Source organism: Paracoccus isoporae (assembly GCF_900101865.1).
Lineage (GTDB): Bacteria > Pseudomonadota > Alphaproteobacteria > Rhodobacterales > Rhodobacteraceae > Paracoccus > Paracoccus isoporae.
In genome coordinates this window covers 15,926-32,531 of record NZ_FNAH01000003.1, presented here as the reverse complement: position 1 = coordinate 32,531, position 16,606 = coordinate 15,926, and the positions used below count along the sequence as shown (strand labels likewise).

Sequence of the window (16,606 nt, the reverse complement as noted above, 5' to 3'; positions counted from 1 at the left end):
CGCAAGATCAGCCCAAGGCGGTCAGTGCCAGCGACAGCGCGGCCGTCGCCGCTGCCCCGATTGCGGCTGAGCGCCAACTGAACCGGTCCCGCTGCGGCCGCTCGACTTGGGCCGATCCGTGCCGCGCCCGCCAGATGGCGTCTTCCAGCAGGCGCGGCATCAGCGGCATGGCCCGCTGCAAGGTCCGCGCGATCTGCTGGCCGTCCGAGATCAGCGCGCGCGGCCCCAGATTGGCCTTGATGTAATCCTCGACCACAGGCCGCGCCGCCTTCCAGATATTCAGGTTCGGATCCAGCGACCGCGCCACGCCCTCGACCACGACCATGGTGCGTTGCAGAAGGATGAGCTCGGTCCGGGTCTGCATCCCAAACCGCTCCGTCACCTCGAACAGATAGCCCAGCAGATTGGCCATGGAGATCTGGCTTGCATCGGCGCCGAAGATCGGCTCTCCCACCGCGCGCAGGGCGCGGGCGAAGGCGGCGGGATCGCGGTCGCGCGGCACATAGCCCGCCTCGAAATGCACCTTGGCCAGCATGTCGTAATCGCGGCGGATGAACCCCATCAGGATCTCGGCATAGATCCGGCGGGTATATTCGTCGATCTCGCCCATGATGCCGAAATCATAGGCGATCAGGTCGCCATTCGGCGCGACCTTCAGATTGCCCTGATGCATGTCGCCGTGAAAGAACCCGTCGCGCAGCGCATGGGACAGGAAAAGCTGCAAAATGCGTTCCGCAAGCGCCTCGGTGTCATGCCCGGCGGCCCGGATCGCCGCGACATTGCCAAGCGGGATGCCCTCGGCCCAGTCGGAGGTGAGCACGCGGCGCGAACACAGGTTCCACTGCGGGGCAGGGACCTGGAACCGCGCATCCTCGCGCGTGTTTTCGGCAAACAGCGAGGCCGAGGCCGCTTCCAGCCGCAGGTCCAGCTCGCCATTCACCACCCCCTCGAAATGCGCCACCACGTCGCGGGGCCGCAGACGGCGGGTGGCGGGCGACAGCATCTCGATCATGTTCGCGCCGAAATGGAACGCATCGATGTCGCGCGCAAAGGCCGCGTTGATGCCGGGACGCAGCACCTTCACCGCCACGTCGCGCCCGCCATCTGCCAGCCGCGCCCGGTGGACCTGCGCGATCGAGGCGGCGGCGACGGGATCGGAAAATTCGCTGAACAACCCGGCAACCGGGCGGCCCAGATCGGCCTCGATCATCTGGCGCGCCTGATCGGTCGGGAAGGGCGGCAGCTTGTCCTGCAGATAGCTGAGCTGGTTGGCCAGCTCGACCCCCACCACATCGGGCCGGGTGGAGAGAATCTGCCCGAACTTGATATAGGCCGGGCCAAGTGCGGTGATGGCGCGCGTCACCGGCGGCAAAGACGGATCGCCGCGATAGCCGAGCCATCGGAACGGCCAGCCCAGCACACGCGCGGCGGCGCGGACATTGCGCGGCGCCTGCATGGCATCGAGCGCCACGCCCATCGCGCCCGTGCGCTCGAACGTGGCGCCGGTGCGGATCAGGCGCCAGATATTATGCGGGCCGCGCATGTTACAGCTTCCAGCCCGAATGCAGCGCGGCAATGCCCATGGACAGGTTGCGATACTGCACGCGCTCGAACCCGGCATCGCGGATCATCTGCGCGAATGCCTCCTGATCGGGGAAGCGGCGGATCGATTCGACCAGATATTGATAGCTGTCGCGGTCATTCGCGACGAGCTGCCCCATCGCCGGGATGACATTGAAGCTGTATCGGTCATAGGCCCATTGCACCGCCGGCACCGGCAACTGGCTGAACTCCAGCACCATCAGCCGCCCGCCGGGGCGCAGCACGCGAAACGCTTCGGACAGCGCGTCGGGGATGCGGGTGACATTGCGGATGCCGAAGCTGATCGTGTAGCGGTCGAAGCTGTGATCCGCGAAGGGCAGCGCCATCGCGTCGCCCGTCACCCAGCCGAGCCGGTCGGCCAGCCGTTCCGCCTCGGCGCGCTTGCGGCCCTCGACCAGCATCGATTCGGTCATGTCGCAGACCGTGGCCCGCGCCTGCGGGGCGCGATCCAGAAAGCGGAACGCGATGTCCCCCGTGCCGCCCGCGACATCCAGCAAGTCCTGACCGTTCTGCGGGGCCAGCCAGTCCATCATCGCGTTCTTCCAGATGCGGTGAATCCCTGCACTCATCAGGTCGTTCATCACGTCGTAGCGCGAGGCCACGCGCGAGAACACGCCATGCACCATGCCGGCCTTTTCGTCCTCGGCCACGCTGCGGAAGCCGAAATGGGTCTGTTTCTCGCTCGTCATGCTCTTGCCGTTGCTGTCTCTGGGGGCCAGTTAAGACCGCAGATTGGCCGACACAATGCGACGAAAGATTGCGGAATGCCAGAACTGCCCGAAGTCGAGACCGTCCGACGTGGACTTCTTCCCCATCTGGAGGGGCGGCGCATCGACCGGCTGCTGCTGAACCGTGACGGCCTGCGCTGGAAATTCCCGCCCGAGCTGACCCAGATCGCCACGGGGGCGATGGTGACCGGGCTGCGCCGCCGGTCCAAATATATCCTCGCCGATCTGGATCGTGATGCGGCGCTGCTGATCCATCTGGGCATGTCCGGCCGGCTGGTGATCGAAGGCGCGGGGCTGGGCCAGTTCCACCGCGATCCGGCCATCCTGCCGCAGCATGACCATGTCGTGATCGACACCGATGCCGGCACGCGGATCACGCTGAACGACGCAAGGCGCTTCGGCATGGTGGACCTGATCCGCGACGACCGCTCGCCGCTGCTCGACCATCTGGGGCCGGAGCCTTTGGGGGCGTCGTTCACCGGCGCCACGCTGGCCGCCGCTTTTGCCGGACGGCGTGCGCCGGTGAAGGCACTGCTGCTCGATCAGCGCGTCGTGGCGGGGCTGGGCAATATCTATGTCTCCGAATCGCTGCATCGCGCCGGGATCGACCCGCGCCGGGCGGCCGGGCGGATCGGGCGGACGCGGCTCGACGCCCTGGCGCTGCACATCAAGGATGTGCTGACCGAGGCGATTGCCGCGGGCGGCTCTTCGCTGCGCGATCACCGGCAGGCCAGCGGAGAGCTGGGCTATTTCCAGCACAGTTTCCGCGTCTATGATCGTGCAGGCGAACCCTGCCCGCGTCCGGGATGCCGAGGCGTCATCCGGCGCGTCGTGCAGTCAGGCAGGTCCAGCTTCTGGTGCCGCGCCTGCCAGCGATGACGGCACTGGCCAGTCCCTCACGGCTTTGTTAGGTGTTTGCGGACCGCAATCGCGAAGGGATGCCCGAATGGCTTACCAGAACATCAATGTCGAGATCAGCGACAATGTGGCGCTGATCCGCCTGAACCGGCCCGACGCGCTGAACGCGCTGAACAGCAAGCTGCTGGAAGAGTTGACCGCCGCGCTCGCCGATGCGGACGGCAATGACAAGGTGCGCTGCATCGTCATCACCGGCAGCGACAAGGCCTTTGCCGCGGGGGCCGACATCAAGGAAATGTCGCAGAAGGGCTTCGTCGAGGTTTATCACGACAACCTGTTTGCCGCGCCCGCGGCAGAGATTTCCGAGATCCGCAAGCCGATCATCGCGGCCGTGTCGGGCTATGCGCTTGGCGGCGGGTGTGAGTTGGCCATGGCCTGCGACTTCATCATCTGCGCCGAGAATGCGAAATTCGGCCAGCCCGAGATCAACCTGGGCGTCATCGCCGGGATCGGCGGCACGCAGCGCCTGACCCGCTTTGTCGGAAAGTCAAAGGCGATGGACATGAACCTGACCGGCCGGTTCATGGATGCCGAAGAGGCCGAGCGGTCCGGCCTGGTCAGCCGTGTGGTGCCGGCCGCGAAGCTGATCCCCGAGGCGATGAGTGCCGCCAAGAAGATCGCAGAACGCTCGCAGATCGCGGTGAAGGCGGCGAAGGAAGCCGTGAACCGCAGCTACGAGACGACGCTGCAGGAGGGGCTGCAATACGAACGCCGCCTGTTCCACGCGCTGTTCGCGACCGAGGATCAGAAGGAAGGCATGGCCGCCTTCCTGGAGAAGCGCGAGCCGCAATTCCGCGACAAGTGATTTTCGCTTGGCTTTCCCGCCCGTCGCCTGTATAGGGCCGGGCTTACATGCGCGTGGGCCCGCTTAGGCAAGAATCATGTCCGTTCGACGATGAACGGCGCCATGGGTCTTTTGCGTGATCGACATTTGGAAGAACACACAGGACCGAACCCATGGCCAACACCGCCCAGTCCAAGAAGCGCGCCCGTCAGGTCGTGCGCCGCACCGAAATCAACAAGGCCCGCCGCTCGCGCATCCGCACCTATCTGCGCAAGGTCGAGGAAGCGATTGCTTCAGGCGATGCTGCGGCGGCGAAATCCGCCCTCCAGTCGGCCCAGCCTGAAATTATGCGCGGCGTCACCAAGGGCGTGTATCACAAGAACACCGCGGCGCGGAAAATCTCGCGCCTGGCTGCCCGCGTGAAGGCTGTCGAAGCGAAGTGAATTCCGTTCAGCGCAGGCTGGAAATCCGGCCTGCCAAGTTGACGCTAGGGCGCATCCCGGATGCGCCCTTTTGCATGTGCAGCAGCACAAACTTCTGAATTTCCAATAATTTTTAGCAAGCCTTTGGATTTACGACGGGTTTGTGACTGGCGTCCCGGATTCGTTCCAGCGAAGTTTCTGTCAAGCGCGAAGATCGGTTGCGGGACGCAGTGGCAAGCGGCTAGCTTCGTTCCTGCGATTCACGTCGCCTTGGGGGAAATTGCGTGCGGCTCGGTCTGCCACCGAAACTCGGACACGCAGTTTTTGATAGACCGACATCCGGTCAGACACTGACCATGTGGAAGGGCTGCCATCCCTTCTGCGAGATCGGTGTATTCAGTTCGGTCCCGACGGACCATGCGACCGCGATTGTCGCAGCGTCCGTCTGTGTCCTGCCCCCATCGCGCGTTGAGCCGCCCGGCATGCGACAGGGCCGGAACCGGGGAAAAAGACGAACGAGAAGACAAGAATGAACGAGATATGGGATCGGGCCAGTGACGCACTTCGGGACAGGATCGGCAGCAACAACCACACCGCATGGATCGCGCCGCTCGGCCTGACCGGTATCGAATCGGGCGAGGCGCAGATCTCGACGCCCACGCGCTTCATCTCGGACTGGGTGCAGCGCCATTACGCCGATGCGATCCGCGATGCGCTCGTCAAGGCTGGCGCCGATGTCGCCCGGCTGAGCTTTCAGGTCGCCTCTGCCCGCCCGAAACCCACCGCGCCCCGCGCCGGGGCGAAACGTGACGCGGCTGATGCGGCGGCGGAGTCCGCGCGTGGCGCGGATCCCGAGATGTCCGCCCCGCTGGATGCGCGCTTCACCTTCGAGAATTTCGTGGTCGGCAAGCCGAACGAGCTGGCCCATGCTGCCGCGCGCCGCGTGGCCGAAGGCGGGCCGGTGACGTTCAATCCCCTGTTCCTCTATGGCGGGGTCGGGCTGGGCAAGACCCATCTGATGCACGCCATCGCGCGCGAGATCCGCGCCCGCCGCCCGGAATCGCGGGTGCTCTATCTCTCGGCCGAACAGTTCATGTATCGCTTCGTCCAGGCCCTGCGCGAACGCACGATCATGGATTTCAAGGAGATGTTCCGCAATGTCGAGGTGCTGATGGTCGATGACGTGCAGTTCATCGCCGGCAAGGAATCGACGCAGGAGGAGTTCTTCCACACCTTCAACGCGCTTGTCGATCAGGGCAAGCAGATCGTGATTTCCGCCGACCGCGCCCCGGGCGAGATCAAGGATATGGAGGATCGGATCAAGTCGCGTCTGCAATGCGGGCTGGTGGTCGATCTGCACCCGACCGATTACGAGCTGCGCCTGGGAATCCTGCAATCCAAGGCCGACGCGTTTCGGGCCCAGTATTCTGGGCTTCAGATCGCGCCGGGCGTGCTGGAGTTTCTGGCCCATCGCATCACCTCGAATGTCCGCGTGCTGGAAGGGGCGCTGCAGCGCCTGTTCGCCTTCGCCTCGCTGGTGGGCCGGGAAATCGACATGGAACTGACGCAGGATTGCCTGGCCGACATCCTGCGCTCCTCCGACCGCAAATTGTCGATCGAAGACATCCAGCGGAAGGTGGCCGAGCATTATAACATCAGGCTCTCGGACATGGTCGGGCAGAAGCGGGTGCGCACCATCGCCCGCCCGCGCCAGGTGGCGATGTATCTGGCCAAGCAGATGACCACCCGCAGCCTGCCCGAGATCGGGCGGCGTTTCGGCGGGCGCGATCACACCACCATCATGCACGGCGTGCGCAAGATCGAGGAACTCTGCTGCGAGGATCACGGGCTGGCCGAGGACGTGCAGTTGCTGCGCCGCGCCCTCGAGGCTTGATTCCGGTCGCATTTCCATCGACATTCCACGGACCGGCGATCTGGCCGGTCCAGGCGTGCGATCCGGCGCGCGAGACAGAGGGCAGACAATGAAATTCTCGATCGAACGGGCCGATCTGGTGAAGGCCGTGGCACAGGCGCAATCGGTGGTGGAGCGGCGGCACACGATCCCGATCCTGGCCAATGTGCAGATCGAGGCCGTGCCGGACGGGGTCAGCTTCCGCGCGACCGACCTCGACACGGAAGTTGTGGACCGCGCGCCGGCCCATGTGGAACGCCCCGGCGCCACCACCGTCTCGGCGCAGATGCTCAATGAAATCTCGCGCAAACTGCCCGACGGCGCGCTCGTGACGATTGCGGTGGACGGCGCGAATGAGCGGCTGACCGTGCAGGCGGGCCGGTCGAACTTCACGCTCGCGACGCTGCCCACCGAGGATTTCCCGGTGATGGCCAATGCCGAATACACGGCGAATTTCGCCGCCTCGGCGCAGGTGTTGCGCCGCCTGTTCGACAAGTCGAAATTCGCCATCTCCAACGAGGAGACGCGCTACTACCTCAACGGGGTATACATGCATGTGACCGAATCGGAGGAGGGTCAGGTGCTGCGCTGCGTCGCCACGGACGGGCACCGTCTGGCGCGGATCGACGCACCCTTGCCGGATGGCGCCGCCGAGATGCCCGGTGTCATCGTGCCCAAAAAGACCGTGGCGGAACTGCGCAAGCTGCTGGAGGATGACGAGGCGCAGATCGCCGTCTCGGTCAGCGAGACCAAGGTGCGCTTCGCGACCCCGAACATCACCCTGACCTCCAAGGTCATCGACGGCACCTTCCCCGATTACACGCGCGTCATCCCGATGGGCAATGCCCGCAAGATGGAGGTGGACGCGAATGATTTCGCCCGCGCCGTCGATCGGGTGGCGACAGTCAGCAGCGAACGCTCCCGCGCGGTGAAGCTGGCGCTGGAGATGGACAGCGTGGTGCTGTCGGTGAATGCCCCCGATTCCGGCACCGCCGATGAGGAACTGGCGGTGGCTTACGGCGACGATCCGCTGGAGATCGGCTTCAACGCCAAATATCTGCAGGAAATCGCCGCCCAGATCGACCGCGAGAACGCGGTGTTCATGTTCAACGGCTCGGGCGATGCCGCGCTGATCCGCGAGGGCACCGATCCCTCGGCGGTCTATGTCGTCATGCCGATGCGCGTGTGATTCTCTCTCACCTGTCACTTGCCCAGTTCCGTTCCTGGCCGCGCCTCGCTCTCGACCTCGATGCGCGGCCGGTCGCGCTTTACGGGCCGAACGGGTCGGGCAAGACCAATGTGCTGGAGGCGATCTCGATGCTGTCGCCCGGCCGCGGGATGCGCGGCGCCCCGCCCGCCGATCAGGCAAGGCAGGGCGTAGGTGCCGGCTGGCGGATCCGCGCCCGCATCGGCGAGGACGAGGTAGAGACCACCGCCCCGCCCGCAGCAAGGCGCGAGGTGGCGATGAACGGCAAGCCTGCGCCGCAGACCGCGCTCGGGGCGCTGATGCGGGTGATCTGGCTGACCCCGGCGATGGACCGGCTGTGGACCGAGGCACCGGAGGGGCGGCGGCGGTTTCTGGACCGGATCACGCTCAGCTTTCATCCCGATCACGCCGAGGCGTCGCTCGGCTATGACAAGGCGATGCGCGAGCGCAACCGGCTGCTGCGCGACCAGGTCACCGATCCGGGCTGGTATCGCGCGCTGGAATCGCAGATGGCGTCCGCCGGTGCGCGGCTGACGGCCAACCGGCTGGCGGCGCTCGACGCGATCACGGCCGCGCAGGACGAGTCCACCGGCTTTCCGGCCGCGCGGCTGCGGCTCATGGCGGGGGAGGGGTTTGCCGACGATCCAAGCGAAGCGGATATCGCCGGACGGCTGGCCGCAATGCGGCCGCGCGATCTGGCGGCGGGGCGCAGCCTGACCGGGCCGCATCGCGCCGATCTGGGTGCAAGCTGGGGGGCGCAGGACATGCCTGCGGCGCTGTCCTCGACCGGTGAGCAAAAGGCGCTGCTGCTGTCGCTGATCCTCGCCAATGCCCGCGCCTTGTCGGATCAACCGGTGCTTCTGCTGCTCGACGAGGTCGCCGCCCATCTGGACGCGGATCGCCGGGATGCGCTCTATGACCAGATCACGGCGCTTGGCGCGCAAAGCTTTCTGACCGGCACCGGGCCGGAATTGTTTGCAGAATTTGCCGGCCGCGCCCGCCGCTTCGCCGTCGCGCGCCCGGATACCGCATCCGAAATCCGCGAGGCGGACTGATTACAGCAGCCACTCGATCGGCAGCACATTCAGCACATAGACCAGCACGCGATCAAGCGGACCCAGCCCCGGCTCATGCTCGATCAGCCGCGCCCCGCCATCGTCGCGCGGGTCGCGCCAGACCATCTTGCCACCCTCGGTCAGCAGCGGCTGATAGCTGCGGCCGATCAGCCGGTCGGTCATCGCATCGGCCCCTGCCTGCGCCATGCCGGGGCTTTCGATCAGGAATCCCATCTCGCAATTCAGCAGGGCCGAACGCGGATCGAAATTGAACGATCCGATGAACAGCCGCGCATCATCGACCGAGAAGGTCTTGGCGTGCAGCGACGCGCCCGACGCGCCGACCGGCCCCAGCTCGGCCTTGCCGCTCGGCGCCTCCTCGCCGGGTTTGAGCTCGAAGAGATCGACCCCGGCTTCCAGCAATTCGCGCCGGTATTTGACATATCCTGCATGGACCATCGGCACATCCGTCGCCCGCCAGGAATTGGTCAGCACCCGGATGCGCGCCCCCGCTGAGGCCAGCCCGGCGAAGAAGCGGCTGCCCTGCCTGCCGGGAACGAAATACGCCGACACGAGGTCCAGATTGCGCTCCACCTCGCCCAGAATATCGGTCAGCCGCGTAATCATCAGCTCCTCGCGCGAGGCCTCGCCCATGCCCTTCGCGGGATCGTCGGCCACGACGCGCACATCGGTCCATTCCATCGGCGGCGCTTCGCCCGCCGCCATCGCGCCCGCCTCGGTGCCGATCTGCCGGGTTATCTTCTGCCCTGCGTCCGAGCGTTCCGCGGCCGCGACCGCGTCATCGAACCCGGACAGATCGCCGCCTCGCGTGATGACCCGGTCCAGTTCCAGAACCGGCCGGCTGTTCCAGTATTCATCGAAGATGGCGGCCGTGTCGTTCACCACCTGCCCGGTCGCCAGCACGTCCAGATCCAGATAGGCCGGCGCATCCCCGACCGAGAAATATTCGTTGCCGATATTGCGCCCGCCGACAATGGCGACCGCGCCATCGACCAGAAACGCCTTGTTGTGCATGCGCCGGTTCATCCGCAGCGGGTAGAGCGCGAAACCCGCCATTTTCGGGCGGCGGATCGGCGAAGGGTTGAACAGCCGCACCGAGAAATTCGGCAATGCGTCCAGCCCGGCCAGCATCGCGTCCATGCCGCTGATGCCGTTATCATCCAGCAGCAGCCGCACCCGCACGCCGCGTTCGGCGGCATCGCGCAGCGCATCCAGCAGCAGCAGACCGGATTCGTCCGTGTGCCAGATGTAATACATCACGTCGAGCGACCGCTCCGCGCCCTGGGCGAGCGCGATCCGGCTCTGAAGGGCCTGGTTGCCGTCGGAAAGCGGGATCACGCCGGTCCGGCCGGGATGTTCCGCGAAGGCCTGTGCCGCGCGCGGACCCAGCGTGGTGCTTTCATCGAAGGGGATGGATGTCTCCGCCCCGCGCCCCTCGGTCGAGGATATGGGAAAGAGCCACCGCCCCAGGAGCCACAGCAGCAGCACCGCGAGGATCAGGACGAGCAAGAGGCGCAGCCAGGACATCAATGTTTCCCACCAGTGACACCGCTACTCTGCCGCGCCGCGCTGACCCTGCGCAACCGCATGACGCCCTGCACGGCAGAGCCACGAAATACTGTGTCTTTGCCGTGACTTTACCGCGTCAGACGACTATATATTGCGCAGAGTAACGGGAAAAATCAGGCATGTCAGACACCGCTCCGCAGTCCGCCGAATACGGCGCCGATTCCATCAAGGTTCTCAAGGGGTTGGAGGCCGTCCGGAAACGTCCGGGCATGTATATCGGCGACACCGATGACGGCAGCGGGCTGCATCACATGGTCTATGAGGTCGTCGATAACGGCATCGACGAGGCTCTGGCGGGCCATGCCGACTTCGTGCATGTGAAAATCCACGCCGACAGCTCGGTGTCTGTCCGCGATAATGGCCGGGGCATCCCGGTGGAAATGCACAAGAGCGAAGGCGTCTCGGCGGCCGAGGTCATCATGACCCAGCTCCATGCCGGCGGGAAGTTCGACCAGAACAGCTACAAGGTCTCGGGCGGTCTGCACGGGGTGGGCGTGTCGGTTGTCAACGCGCTCTCGGACTGGCTGGAACTGCGCATCTGGCGCAACGGTCAGGAACATGTCGCCCGGTTCGAGAAGGGAGAAACCGTCGAGCATCTGAAGGTCGTGGGCGACGCGCCGGACCAGAAGGGGACCGAGGTGCGGTTCCTTGCCTCCTCAAAGGAGAATGGCGAGAGCGGCACCTTCTCCAATCTCGAATACAGCTTCAAGACGCTGGAGAACCGGCTACGGGAACTGGCCTTTCTGAATTCCGGCGTGCGCATCATTCTGGAAGACGAGCGCCCGGCAGAACCGCTCAGGACCGAGCTTTACTACGATGGCGGCGTGCGCGAGTTCGTGAAATTCATCGACCGCTCGAAAACCCCCGTCATGCCCGAGCCGATCTTCATCGAGGGCGAGCGCAACGGCATCGGCGTCGAGGTGGCGATGTGGTGGAATGACAGCTACCACGAAACCGTGCTGCCCTTTACCAACAACATCCCGCAGCGCGATGGCGGCACCCATCTGGCTGGCTTTCGTGGCGCGTTGACGCGGGTGATCTCGCGCTACGCACAGGACAGCGGGATCGCGCGGCGTGAGAAGGTGGACTTCACCGGCGACGACGCGCGCGAAGGGCTGACCTGCGTGTTGTCTGTGAAGGTGCCGGACCCGAAATTCTCCTCCCAGACCAAGGACAAGCTGGTGTCGTCCGAAGTACGGCCGGCGGTCGAAGGTCTGGTCGGCGAAAAACTGGCCGAATGGTTCGAGGAAAACCCGGTCGAGGCCAAGCAGATCGTCGGCAAGATCATGGAGGCGGCACTGGCCCGCGAAGCGGCGCGCAAGGCCCGCGAACTGACCCGCCGCAAGACCGCGATGGATGTGGCGAGCCTGCCCGGCAAGCTGGCCGACTGCCAGGAGAAGGATCCGGCCCTGTCCGAGCTGTTCATCGTCGAGGGCGACTCGGCCGGGGGATCGGCCAAGCAGGGCCGCTCGCGCAAGAACCAGGCGGTGCTGCCGCTCCGCGGCAAGATCCTGAATGTCGAACGCGCGCGCTTCGACCGGATGCTGTCGTCTGAAACCGTCGGCACGCTGATTACCGCGCTTGGCACCGGGATCGGGCGTGACGAGTTCGACCTGTCCAAGCTGCGCTACCACAAGATCGTCATCATGACCGATGCCGATGTGGACGGCGCGCATATCCGCACGCTGCTCCTGACCTTCTTCTTCCGCCAGATGCCGGAGCTGATCGAGCACGGCCATCTCTATATCGCGCAGCCGCCGCTCTACAAGGTCGGGCGCGGACGCTCGGAGGTGTATCTGAAGAACGAGGCTGCGCTAGAAGATTACCTGATCCAGCAGGGAGTTGAGGGGGCGACGCTGCGCCTGGCAACGGGCGAGACCCTGACCGGCAATGATCTCTTGCGCGTGATCGAGGAGGCCCGCACGGCGCGCCGCATCCTGCGGGCCTATCCGACACATTACCCGCCGCATATCACCGAACAGGCCGCGATTGCCGGGGCACTTATCGAAGGCCGTGTCGATCAGGATGCGGCCGGCGCGGCGGAGGCGGTGGCGAAACGCCTGGACGACGTGGCGGAGGAATATGAGCGTGGCTGGACCGGCCGGCCCACGCAGGATGGCGGCATAAGGCTGTCGCGCTTCCTGCGCGGCGTGGAAGAGGGGCGGACGCTCGACGGCCCGATGCTGCGCTCGGCCGAATCCCGGCGCCTCGGCGCGATGACGGAGCTGTTGCAGGAGGTCTATTCCCGGCCGGCCGCACTGATCCGCAAGGATCGCGAGATCCCGATCTTCGGCCCGCTCAGCCTGCTGGCCGCGATTTTCCTGGAAGGCGAAAAGGGGCTGTCCCTGCAGCGTTACAAGGGTCTGGGCGAGATGAATCCCGAACAGCTCTGGGAAACCACGCTGGACCCGCAGGCACGCACGATGTTCCAGGTGAAGATCGACGATGTCTCGGATGCCGAGGATATCTTCACCAAGCTGATGGGCGATCTCGTCGAGCCGCGGCGCGAATTCATTCAGTTGAACGCGCTGAGCGTCGAGAACCTGGATATCTGACCGGCCGCGGCATGGGGAGATCACTGCCCTGTCACCCAGCAGGGCCTCGCTGTGCGGCCGGATCACGCGGGCGGACGCGGCGGCTCATGATGCAAAAAGTTAACTATTGAAACTGATCCTGGCCTTTCCATCATGCGCGAATTTTGCAGAAAAGTTCAACCTGTGGACGAAATTCTGTGGTAATCCTGCCTCACTGCCGGCGCTAATGCACTGAACTCTTTAACCTATCGTTAAGATAGATTGTCGCGGTGTCGCCGGCTCGATATTCTGTACGGGAATGTTCACCGGGGGAATTTCCCTTCTGCTTGTGGAGTTGTGCATGAAAATGACGTTTGTGAATCTGGCCGCGGCAGCAGGGATCTGTGCTGCGACTTCGGTCTGTGCCGGCGGCTATACCGCTCCGGTCGGGGGTGCCGCCCCCGAGGTGGTGGTCGTTGACGACGTGAATGCGGGCTTTGACTGGTCAGGTGCCTATGGCGGTGCCACGCTCGGTTACGGCTTCAGCGGCGATGACGTGGTCGGCATCAGCCAGGGCCAGACCCGTCTCTATACCTCGCTCGGCAAGATGAAGCTCAGCGGTGCGAATTACGGGCTGCGCGCGGGCTATCGCACCCAGCAGCTATGGGGCGAGCGCAACTGGGTGATCGGGGCCGAGCTGGGGTATGACGCCGGATCGGTCAGCGACAAGCTCAGCTCCGGCGGCTATACCGCTGATGTGGAGATGAACAGCGTCCTCGCGCTGCGCTTCAAGACCGGTCTGCTGAACCAGGCCGGGAATACGCTGTTTTACGGCATCTCCGGCATCGCGCGCGCCGATTTCGACTATGCCGTCACCGGAACTGCGGGTGCCGCGGGCGCGGTGTCGATCAAGGATGACGGCGAGACCACGAACGGTTTCATCGTCGGCCTCGGCGTCGAGCGGCGATTCAGCGACAAATGGTCGATGACGGGCGAGTGGGAATACCAGCGTTACGACAAGAAGACGCTGAGCGACGTGAATGACCGCACCACCGAAGCGACGCCCGACTGGCACCAGATCAAGCTGGGCGTGAACTACCAGTTCTGATCTGCCGATCGGTGATTTCGCGGGGCCGTGCGAGCGATCGCGCGGCCCCGTTTCACATCGGCGGTGCGGCGTCGCATTCGCGCCGCGCCGCCACGTAATCGCGCAGCAGGCGGACGCGATGCGGACGGAAACTCTGCCCGGTGCATTCGACAGATAGGATCCGGTTGCAGTGAAAGATCCGGAAATCCTCGCGCAGCAGGCACCAACCCAGCAACATCATGGAATGCTCGGACAGCGACAGGCCGAGCGGGCGGATCACCCGCTCTGTGTCCCGGTCCTGCAGGTCGCGATAGCGGATCGACAACTCATCCTCCGCCCAGCAGGCGCGGCGGATCAGCGCCATGTCGACGGACGGCTCCGCGCGCGTGCTTTGCGGCCCGAAGCTGCGCATCACCGAATGCATGAGGTGCTGGACCTGCGGCTCGGGCAGGGTAGCGGCGATCCGTGAAAGCGCGGTGTTGGCGGCCTCGATCAGGGCGGCATCCCCGATCCGGGGCAGGGCGCCCACGGCCAGTTGCAACGCCTCGATCTCCAGCCGTGAAAAGCTTTGCGGCGGCAGCGCGCCATCCTCGATCAGCCGGTAACCCAGCCCCGCCTCGCCGTCGATCAGCGCGCCGCCCGCCCGCAATGTCGCGATGTCGCGGTAAAGCTGGCGCGGGCTGACGCCGGTTTCCTCCGCCAGCCGCGCGGCGGTGACCGGGGCGGGCAGGCGGCGCAGCGCGTCCATCAGTCTCATCAGCCGGTCGGTGCGTGCCATGCTGTCACGATCTGTCAGGGGCGGGGCGTCATAGATGGCGCATCGAATGACAGGAGTCCATCATGCTCACACTCTACCACGCCCCTGATTCCCGCTCCACCGCGGTGCTGCAACTGCTCCATGAACTGGGCGCCACCGATGCGGTCCGGGTCGAGAACGTCACCATCCCGCGCCCCGACGGCAGTGGCGGGCGCGACCCGACAAATCCGCATCCCGAGGGAAAGGTGCCGTATCTGACCGACGGCGCGGATTTCGTGCGCGAGCGGGCGGCGATCTTCCTGTATCTGACGGACCGTTTCCCGGCCGCGGGTCTGGGCCGGCCGGTGGGCGATCCGCAGCGCGGGCGCTATCTTTCCTGGCTGGCCTGGTATCAGGGGGTTCTGGAACCGGTGATGATCCTGAGCTGGGCCGGGGTCGATCACCCGATGATCCGCGACTCCCTGCGCGATCACGACACGGCGCTCAAGCGGCTCGACGAGGTGCTGTCGCATCAGCCCTATCTGCTGGGCGCGGATTACAGCGCCGCCGATCTGCTGGCGGCCGGCCCGTTCGCCCTGTTCGGCGACAAGATGACCCTGACACCGGCGATAAGCGACTGGGTCGCGCGCTGTCAGGATCGCGACTCCGTCCGCGCGGTCGCGGGGGGCTGAGCGGTTGCGTCAGGCAGGCGGGCCATCTGCACCATCAGGATGCCCGCCGCCACGATGCAGGCACCGATGATGTCCGACAGCCCGAACCGTTCGCCAAGGAAGATCGCGGCAATGGTGACGCCGAAGATCGGGGACAGGAAATGGAACGTGGCGGCGCGCACCGCGCCGATCCGGTTGACCAGCAGAAACCAGATGAAGGTCGCCGCCAGCCCCGGCGCCGCCACGGTGTAGAGAAAGGCCAGAACCAGCGTCCAGCTCCATTCGATCTCGCGGCCCCATTCCATCGCGATGGCGGGCAGGGTCAGCACCGCCGCGCCCACCGCCATCTGCAATCCGACGATCATCAGCATGTTGCGGCTGCCCCCGGCCCCGCGCGCGACCAGGGTGGCGACGGTCAGCGCGACCACCGCGACCAGGCACAGCACGACGCCGAACGGATCCAGCCCGTGTTGCAGTCGCACTCCCATTACGATGGCCACCCCGATCACGCCGAGGATCAGCCCGGCCACCGCGACCGGCCGCAGCCGCTCGCCCATCCAGGCCCAGCCGAAGAACGCGACCAGAAGCGGCATCATCGAGGCGATGATCGCCGCGGCCGAGGCCTGGACGGTCTGCATGGCGATCCAGTTCAGCCCCAGATACAGCGCGTTCTGCGCGACACCGAAAATGATCAGCACCCGCCATTCATTGCGGGTCAGCCGCCAGCTTTGCCCCATGGCGCGGGCGATGGCGATGCCGATGATGGCCGACAGCGCGAAGCGGATCACAAGCGCGGTCAGCGGCGGTGCCGCCGTCACGATCACCCGCGTCGAGGTGAAGGCGGAGGCCCACATGAAGGCAAAGCCCAGCCCCATCGCAACCGATTTCAGATCCATCTCCGCACCCCGCCATTCGCCGCGACACTAGGGGCGGGCCGCGCCGGTGACCAGACCATGCGGTGCGGGCGGGACAAAAAGAAAGGCCGCCCCGAAAGGCGGCCCGGATCGCGGTTCTGGCGCCGGTCAGGCGTTGACGCTGTCCTTCAGCGCCTTGGCGACGGTCACTTTCACCTGCTTGTCGGCCGGCTTGGTCATCATCTCCTGGGTCTGCGGGTTGCGGACCTGACGCTCGGGACGTGCGCGGCAGGCAACCTTGCCGATGCCCGGCAGAGTCACTGCACCACCATTCGACACCTCGCGGGTCACGACCGCAGCGATCGCGTCCAGGGCGGCAGTGGCAGTTTTCTTGTCGGTGCCCATCTCTTCGGCCAGAGTGGCGACGAACTGGGTCTTGGTCATCGGCTTGACGGCTTGAGCCATTAAATTGTCTCCTCGTTGCCCCTGTTGGGGAATTCCAACACCGTAACGCACGGCATAGAACC

15 protein-coding genes are annotated in these 16,606 nt (G+C 65.4%); 9 read left to right on the top strand and 6 right to left on the bottom strand.

Annotated elements, in window-relative coordinates; all coding sequences use genetic code 11:
- Nucleotides 1-7 precede the first annotated feature (7 nt).
- A complete protein-coding gene (gene ubiB / locus BLT73_RS06445) occupies nt 8-1,543 on the bottom strand; it encodes a 2-polyprenylphenol 6-hydroxylase (RefSeq protein ID WP_090522010.1) in 1,536 nt (511 codons plus the stop codon).
- Between the two features lies 1 nt (nt 1,544).
- Nucleotides 1,545-2,291: a bifunctional demethylmenaquinone methyltransferase/2-methoxy-6-polyprenyl-1,4-benzoquinol methylase UbiE gene (ubiE, locus tag BLT73_RS06440; RefSeq protein ID WP_090522009.1), complete on the bottom strand. Its 747-nt coding sequence runs from the start codon at nt 2,289-2,291 to the stop codon at nt 1,545-1,547.
- Nucleotides 2,292-2,366: 75 nt separating this feature from the next.
- Between ubiE and mutM the strand changes: the two genes are divergently transcribed.
- The 6 genes from mutM (at nt 2,367) to recF (ending at nt 8,628) form a co-directional block, all read left to right on the top strand.
- On the top strand, nt 2,367-3,209 hold the full coding sequence (gene mutM / locus BLT73_RS06435) for a bifunctional DNA-formamidopyrimidine glycosylase/DNA-(apurinic or apyrimidinic site) lyase (protein ID WP_090522007.1): 843 nt from the start codon (nt 2,367-2,369) through the stop codon (nt 3,207-3,209).
- Nucleotides 3,210-3,276: 67 nt separating this feature from the next.
- Complete coding sequence (locus BLT73_RS06430) at nt 3,277-4,053, top strand: enoyl-CoA hydratase (protein WP_090522005.1); 777 nt, start codon at nt 3,277-3,279, stop codon at nt 4,051-4,053.
- A gap of 152 nt (nt 4,054-4,205) precedes the next feature.
- Nucleotides 4,206-4,475: a 30S ribosomal protein S20 gene (rpsT, locus tag BLT73_RS06425; RefSeq protein WP_090522003.1), complete on the top strand. Its 270-nt coding sequence runs from the start codon at nt 4,206-4,208 to the stop codon at nt 4,473-4,475.
- A gap of 508 nt (nt 4,476-4,983) precedes the next feature.
- Nucleotides 4,984-6,348 (top strand): chromosomal replication initiator protein DnaA, encoded by a 1,365-nt coding sequence (gene dnaA / locus BLT73_RS06420; RefSeq protein WP_090522001.1) that lies wholly within the window; start codon nt 4,984-4,986, stop codon nt 6,346-6,348.
- An 88-nt stretch (nt 6,349-6,436) separates the two neighbouring features.
- A complete protein-coding gene (dnaN, locus tag BLT73_RS06415) occupies nt 6,437-7,555 on the top strand; it encodes a DNA polymerase III subunit beta (protein ID WP_090521999.1) in 1,119 nt (372 codons plus the stop codon).
- Complete coding sequence (recF, locus tag BLT73_RS06410) at nt 7,552-8,628, top strand: DNA replication/repair protein RecF (RefSeq protein ID WP_090521997.1); 1,077 nt, start codon at nt 7,552-7,554, stop codon at nt 8,626-8,628. Before dnaN ends, recF begins: the two co-directional genes overlap by 4 nt.
- Here recF and BLT73_RS06405 read toward each other — a convergent pair whose 3' ends face one another.
- Entirely contained in the window at nt 8,629-10,176 is a 1,548-nt protein-coding gene (locus BLT73_RS06405; RefSeq protein ID WP_090521995.1) for a phospholipase D family protein, read from the bottom strand. It abuts the gene before it with no gap.
- Nucleotides 10,177-10,337: 161 nt separating this feature from the next.
- On the opposite strand from BLT73_RS06405, the gene gyrB reads away from it, so the two are divergent.
- The gene (gene gyrB / locus BLT73_RS06400) at nt 10,338-12,773 is read left to right on the top strand and encodes a DNA topoisomerase (ATP-hydrolyzing) subunit B (RefSeq protein WP_090521993.1); all 2,436 of its coding nucleotides are present in this window, start codon (nt 10,338-10,340) and stop codon (nt 12,771-12,773) included.
- A 319-nt stretch (nt 12,774-13,092) separates the two neighbouring features.
- A complete protein-coding gene (locus BLT73_RS06395; RefSeq protein WP_176804973.1) occupies nt 13,093-13,839 on the top strand; it encodes an outer membrane protein in 747 nt (248 codons plus the stop codon).
- Nucleotides 13,840-13,891: 52 nt separating this feature from the next.
- On the opposite strand, the gene BLT73_RS06390 is transcribed toward BLT73_RS06395, so the two are convergent.
- A complete protein-coding gene (locus BLT73_RS06390; RefSeq protein ID WP_090521989.1) occupies nt 13,892-14,596 on the bottom strand; it encodes a helix-turn-helix transcriptional regulator in 705 nt (234 codons plus the stop codon).
- Between the two features lie 62 nt (nt 14,597-14,658).
- Between BLT73_RS06390 and BLT73_RS06385 the strand changes: the two genes are divergently transcribed.
- Entirely contained in the window at nt 14,659-15,246 is a 588-nt protein-coding gene (locus tag BLT73_RS06385) for a glutathione S-transferase family protein (protein WP_090521987.1), read from the top strand.
- Here the strand turns inward: BLT73_RS06385 and BLT73_RS06380 are convergent.
- Together BLT73_RS06380 and BLT73_RS06375 are read right to left on the bottom strand one after the other, a co-directional pair.
- On the bottom strand, nt 15,207-16,121 hold the full coding sequence (locus tag BLT73_RS06380; protein ID WP_090521986.1) for a DMT family transporter: 915 nt from the start codon (nt 16,119-16,121) through the stop codon (nt 15,207-15,209). The two genes, BLT73_RS06385 and BLT73_RS06380, sit on opposite strands and share 40 nt — an antisense overlap.
- A gap of 126 nt (nt 16,122-16,247) precedes the next feature.
- Nucleotides 16,248-16,544 carry an HU family DNA-binding protein gene (locus BLT73_RS06375; RefSeq protein WP_090521984.1) on the bottom strand — a complete coding sequence of 99 codons (297 nt, stop codon included), beginning with the start codon at nt 16,542-16,544 and terminating at the stop codon, nt 16,248-16,250.
- Between the last annotated feature and the right edge of the window lie 62 nt (nt 16,545-16,606).

Bases quoted from the DNA above. Each gene is read 5' to 3' on its own strand.
- BLT73_RS06390 (WP_090521989.1), bottom strand. From the start codon at position 14,596: ATGGCACGCACCGACCGGCTGATGAGACTGATGGACGCGCTGCGCCGC.
- BLT73_RS06430 (WP_090522005.1), top strand. From the start codon at position 3,277: ATGGCTTACCAGAACATCAATGTCGAGATCAGCGACAATGTGGCGCTG.
- BLT73_RS06385 (WP_090521987.1), top strand. From the start codon at position 14,659: ATGCTCACACTCTACCACGCCCCTGATTCCCGCTCCACCGCGGTGCTG.
- gyrB (WP_090521993.1), top strand. From the start codon at position 10,338: ATGTCAGACACCGCTCCGCAGTCCGCCGAATACGGCGCCGATTCCATC.
- rpsT (WP_090522003.1), top strand. From the start codon at position 4,206: ATGGCCAACACCGCCCAGTCCAAGAAGCGCGCCCGTCAGGTCGTGCGC.
- ubiE (WP_090522009.1), bottom strand. From the start codon at position 2,291: ATGACGAGCGAGAAACAGACCCATTTCGGCTTCCGCAGCGTGGCCGAG.
- BLT73_RS06395 (WP_176804973.1), top strand. From the start codon at position 13,093: ATGAAAATGACGTTTGTGAATCTGGCCGCGGCAGCAGGGATCTGTGCT.
- BLT73_RS06375 (WP_090521984.1), bottom strand. From the start codon at position 16,544: ATGGCTCAAGCCGTCAAGCCGATGACCAAGACCCAGTTCGTCGCCACT.
- BLT73_RS06380 (WP_090521986.1), bottom strand. From the start codon at position 16,121: ATGGATCTGAAATCGGTTGCGATGGGGCTGGGCTTTGCCTTCATGTGG.
- mutM (WP_090522007.1), top strand. From the start codon at position 2,367: ATGCCAGAACTGCCCGAAGTCGAGACCGTCCGACGTGGACTTCTTCCC.
- dnaA (WP_090522001.1), top strand. From the start codon at position 4,984: ATGAACGAGATATGGGATCGGGCCAGTGACGCACTTCGGGACAGGATC.
- dnaN (WP_090521999.1), top strand. From the start codon at position 6,437: ATGAAATTCTCGATCGAACGGGCCGATCTGGTGAAGGCCGTGGCACAG.
- ubiB (WP_090522010.1), bottom strand. From the start codon at position 1,543: ATGCGCGGCCCGCATAATATCTGGCGCCTGATCCGCACCGGCGCCACG.
- BLT73_RS06405 (WP_090521995.1), bottom strand. From the start codon at position 10,176: ATGTCCTGGCTGCGCCTCTTGCTCGTCCTGATCCTCGCGGTGCTGCTG.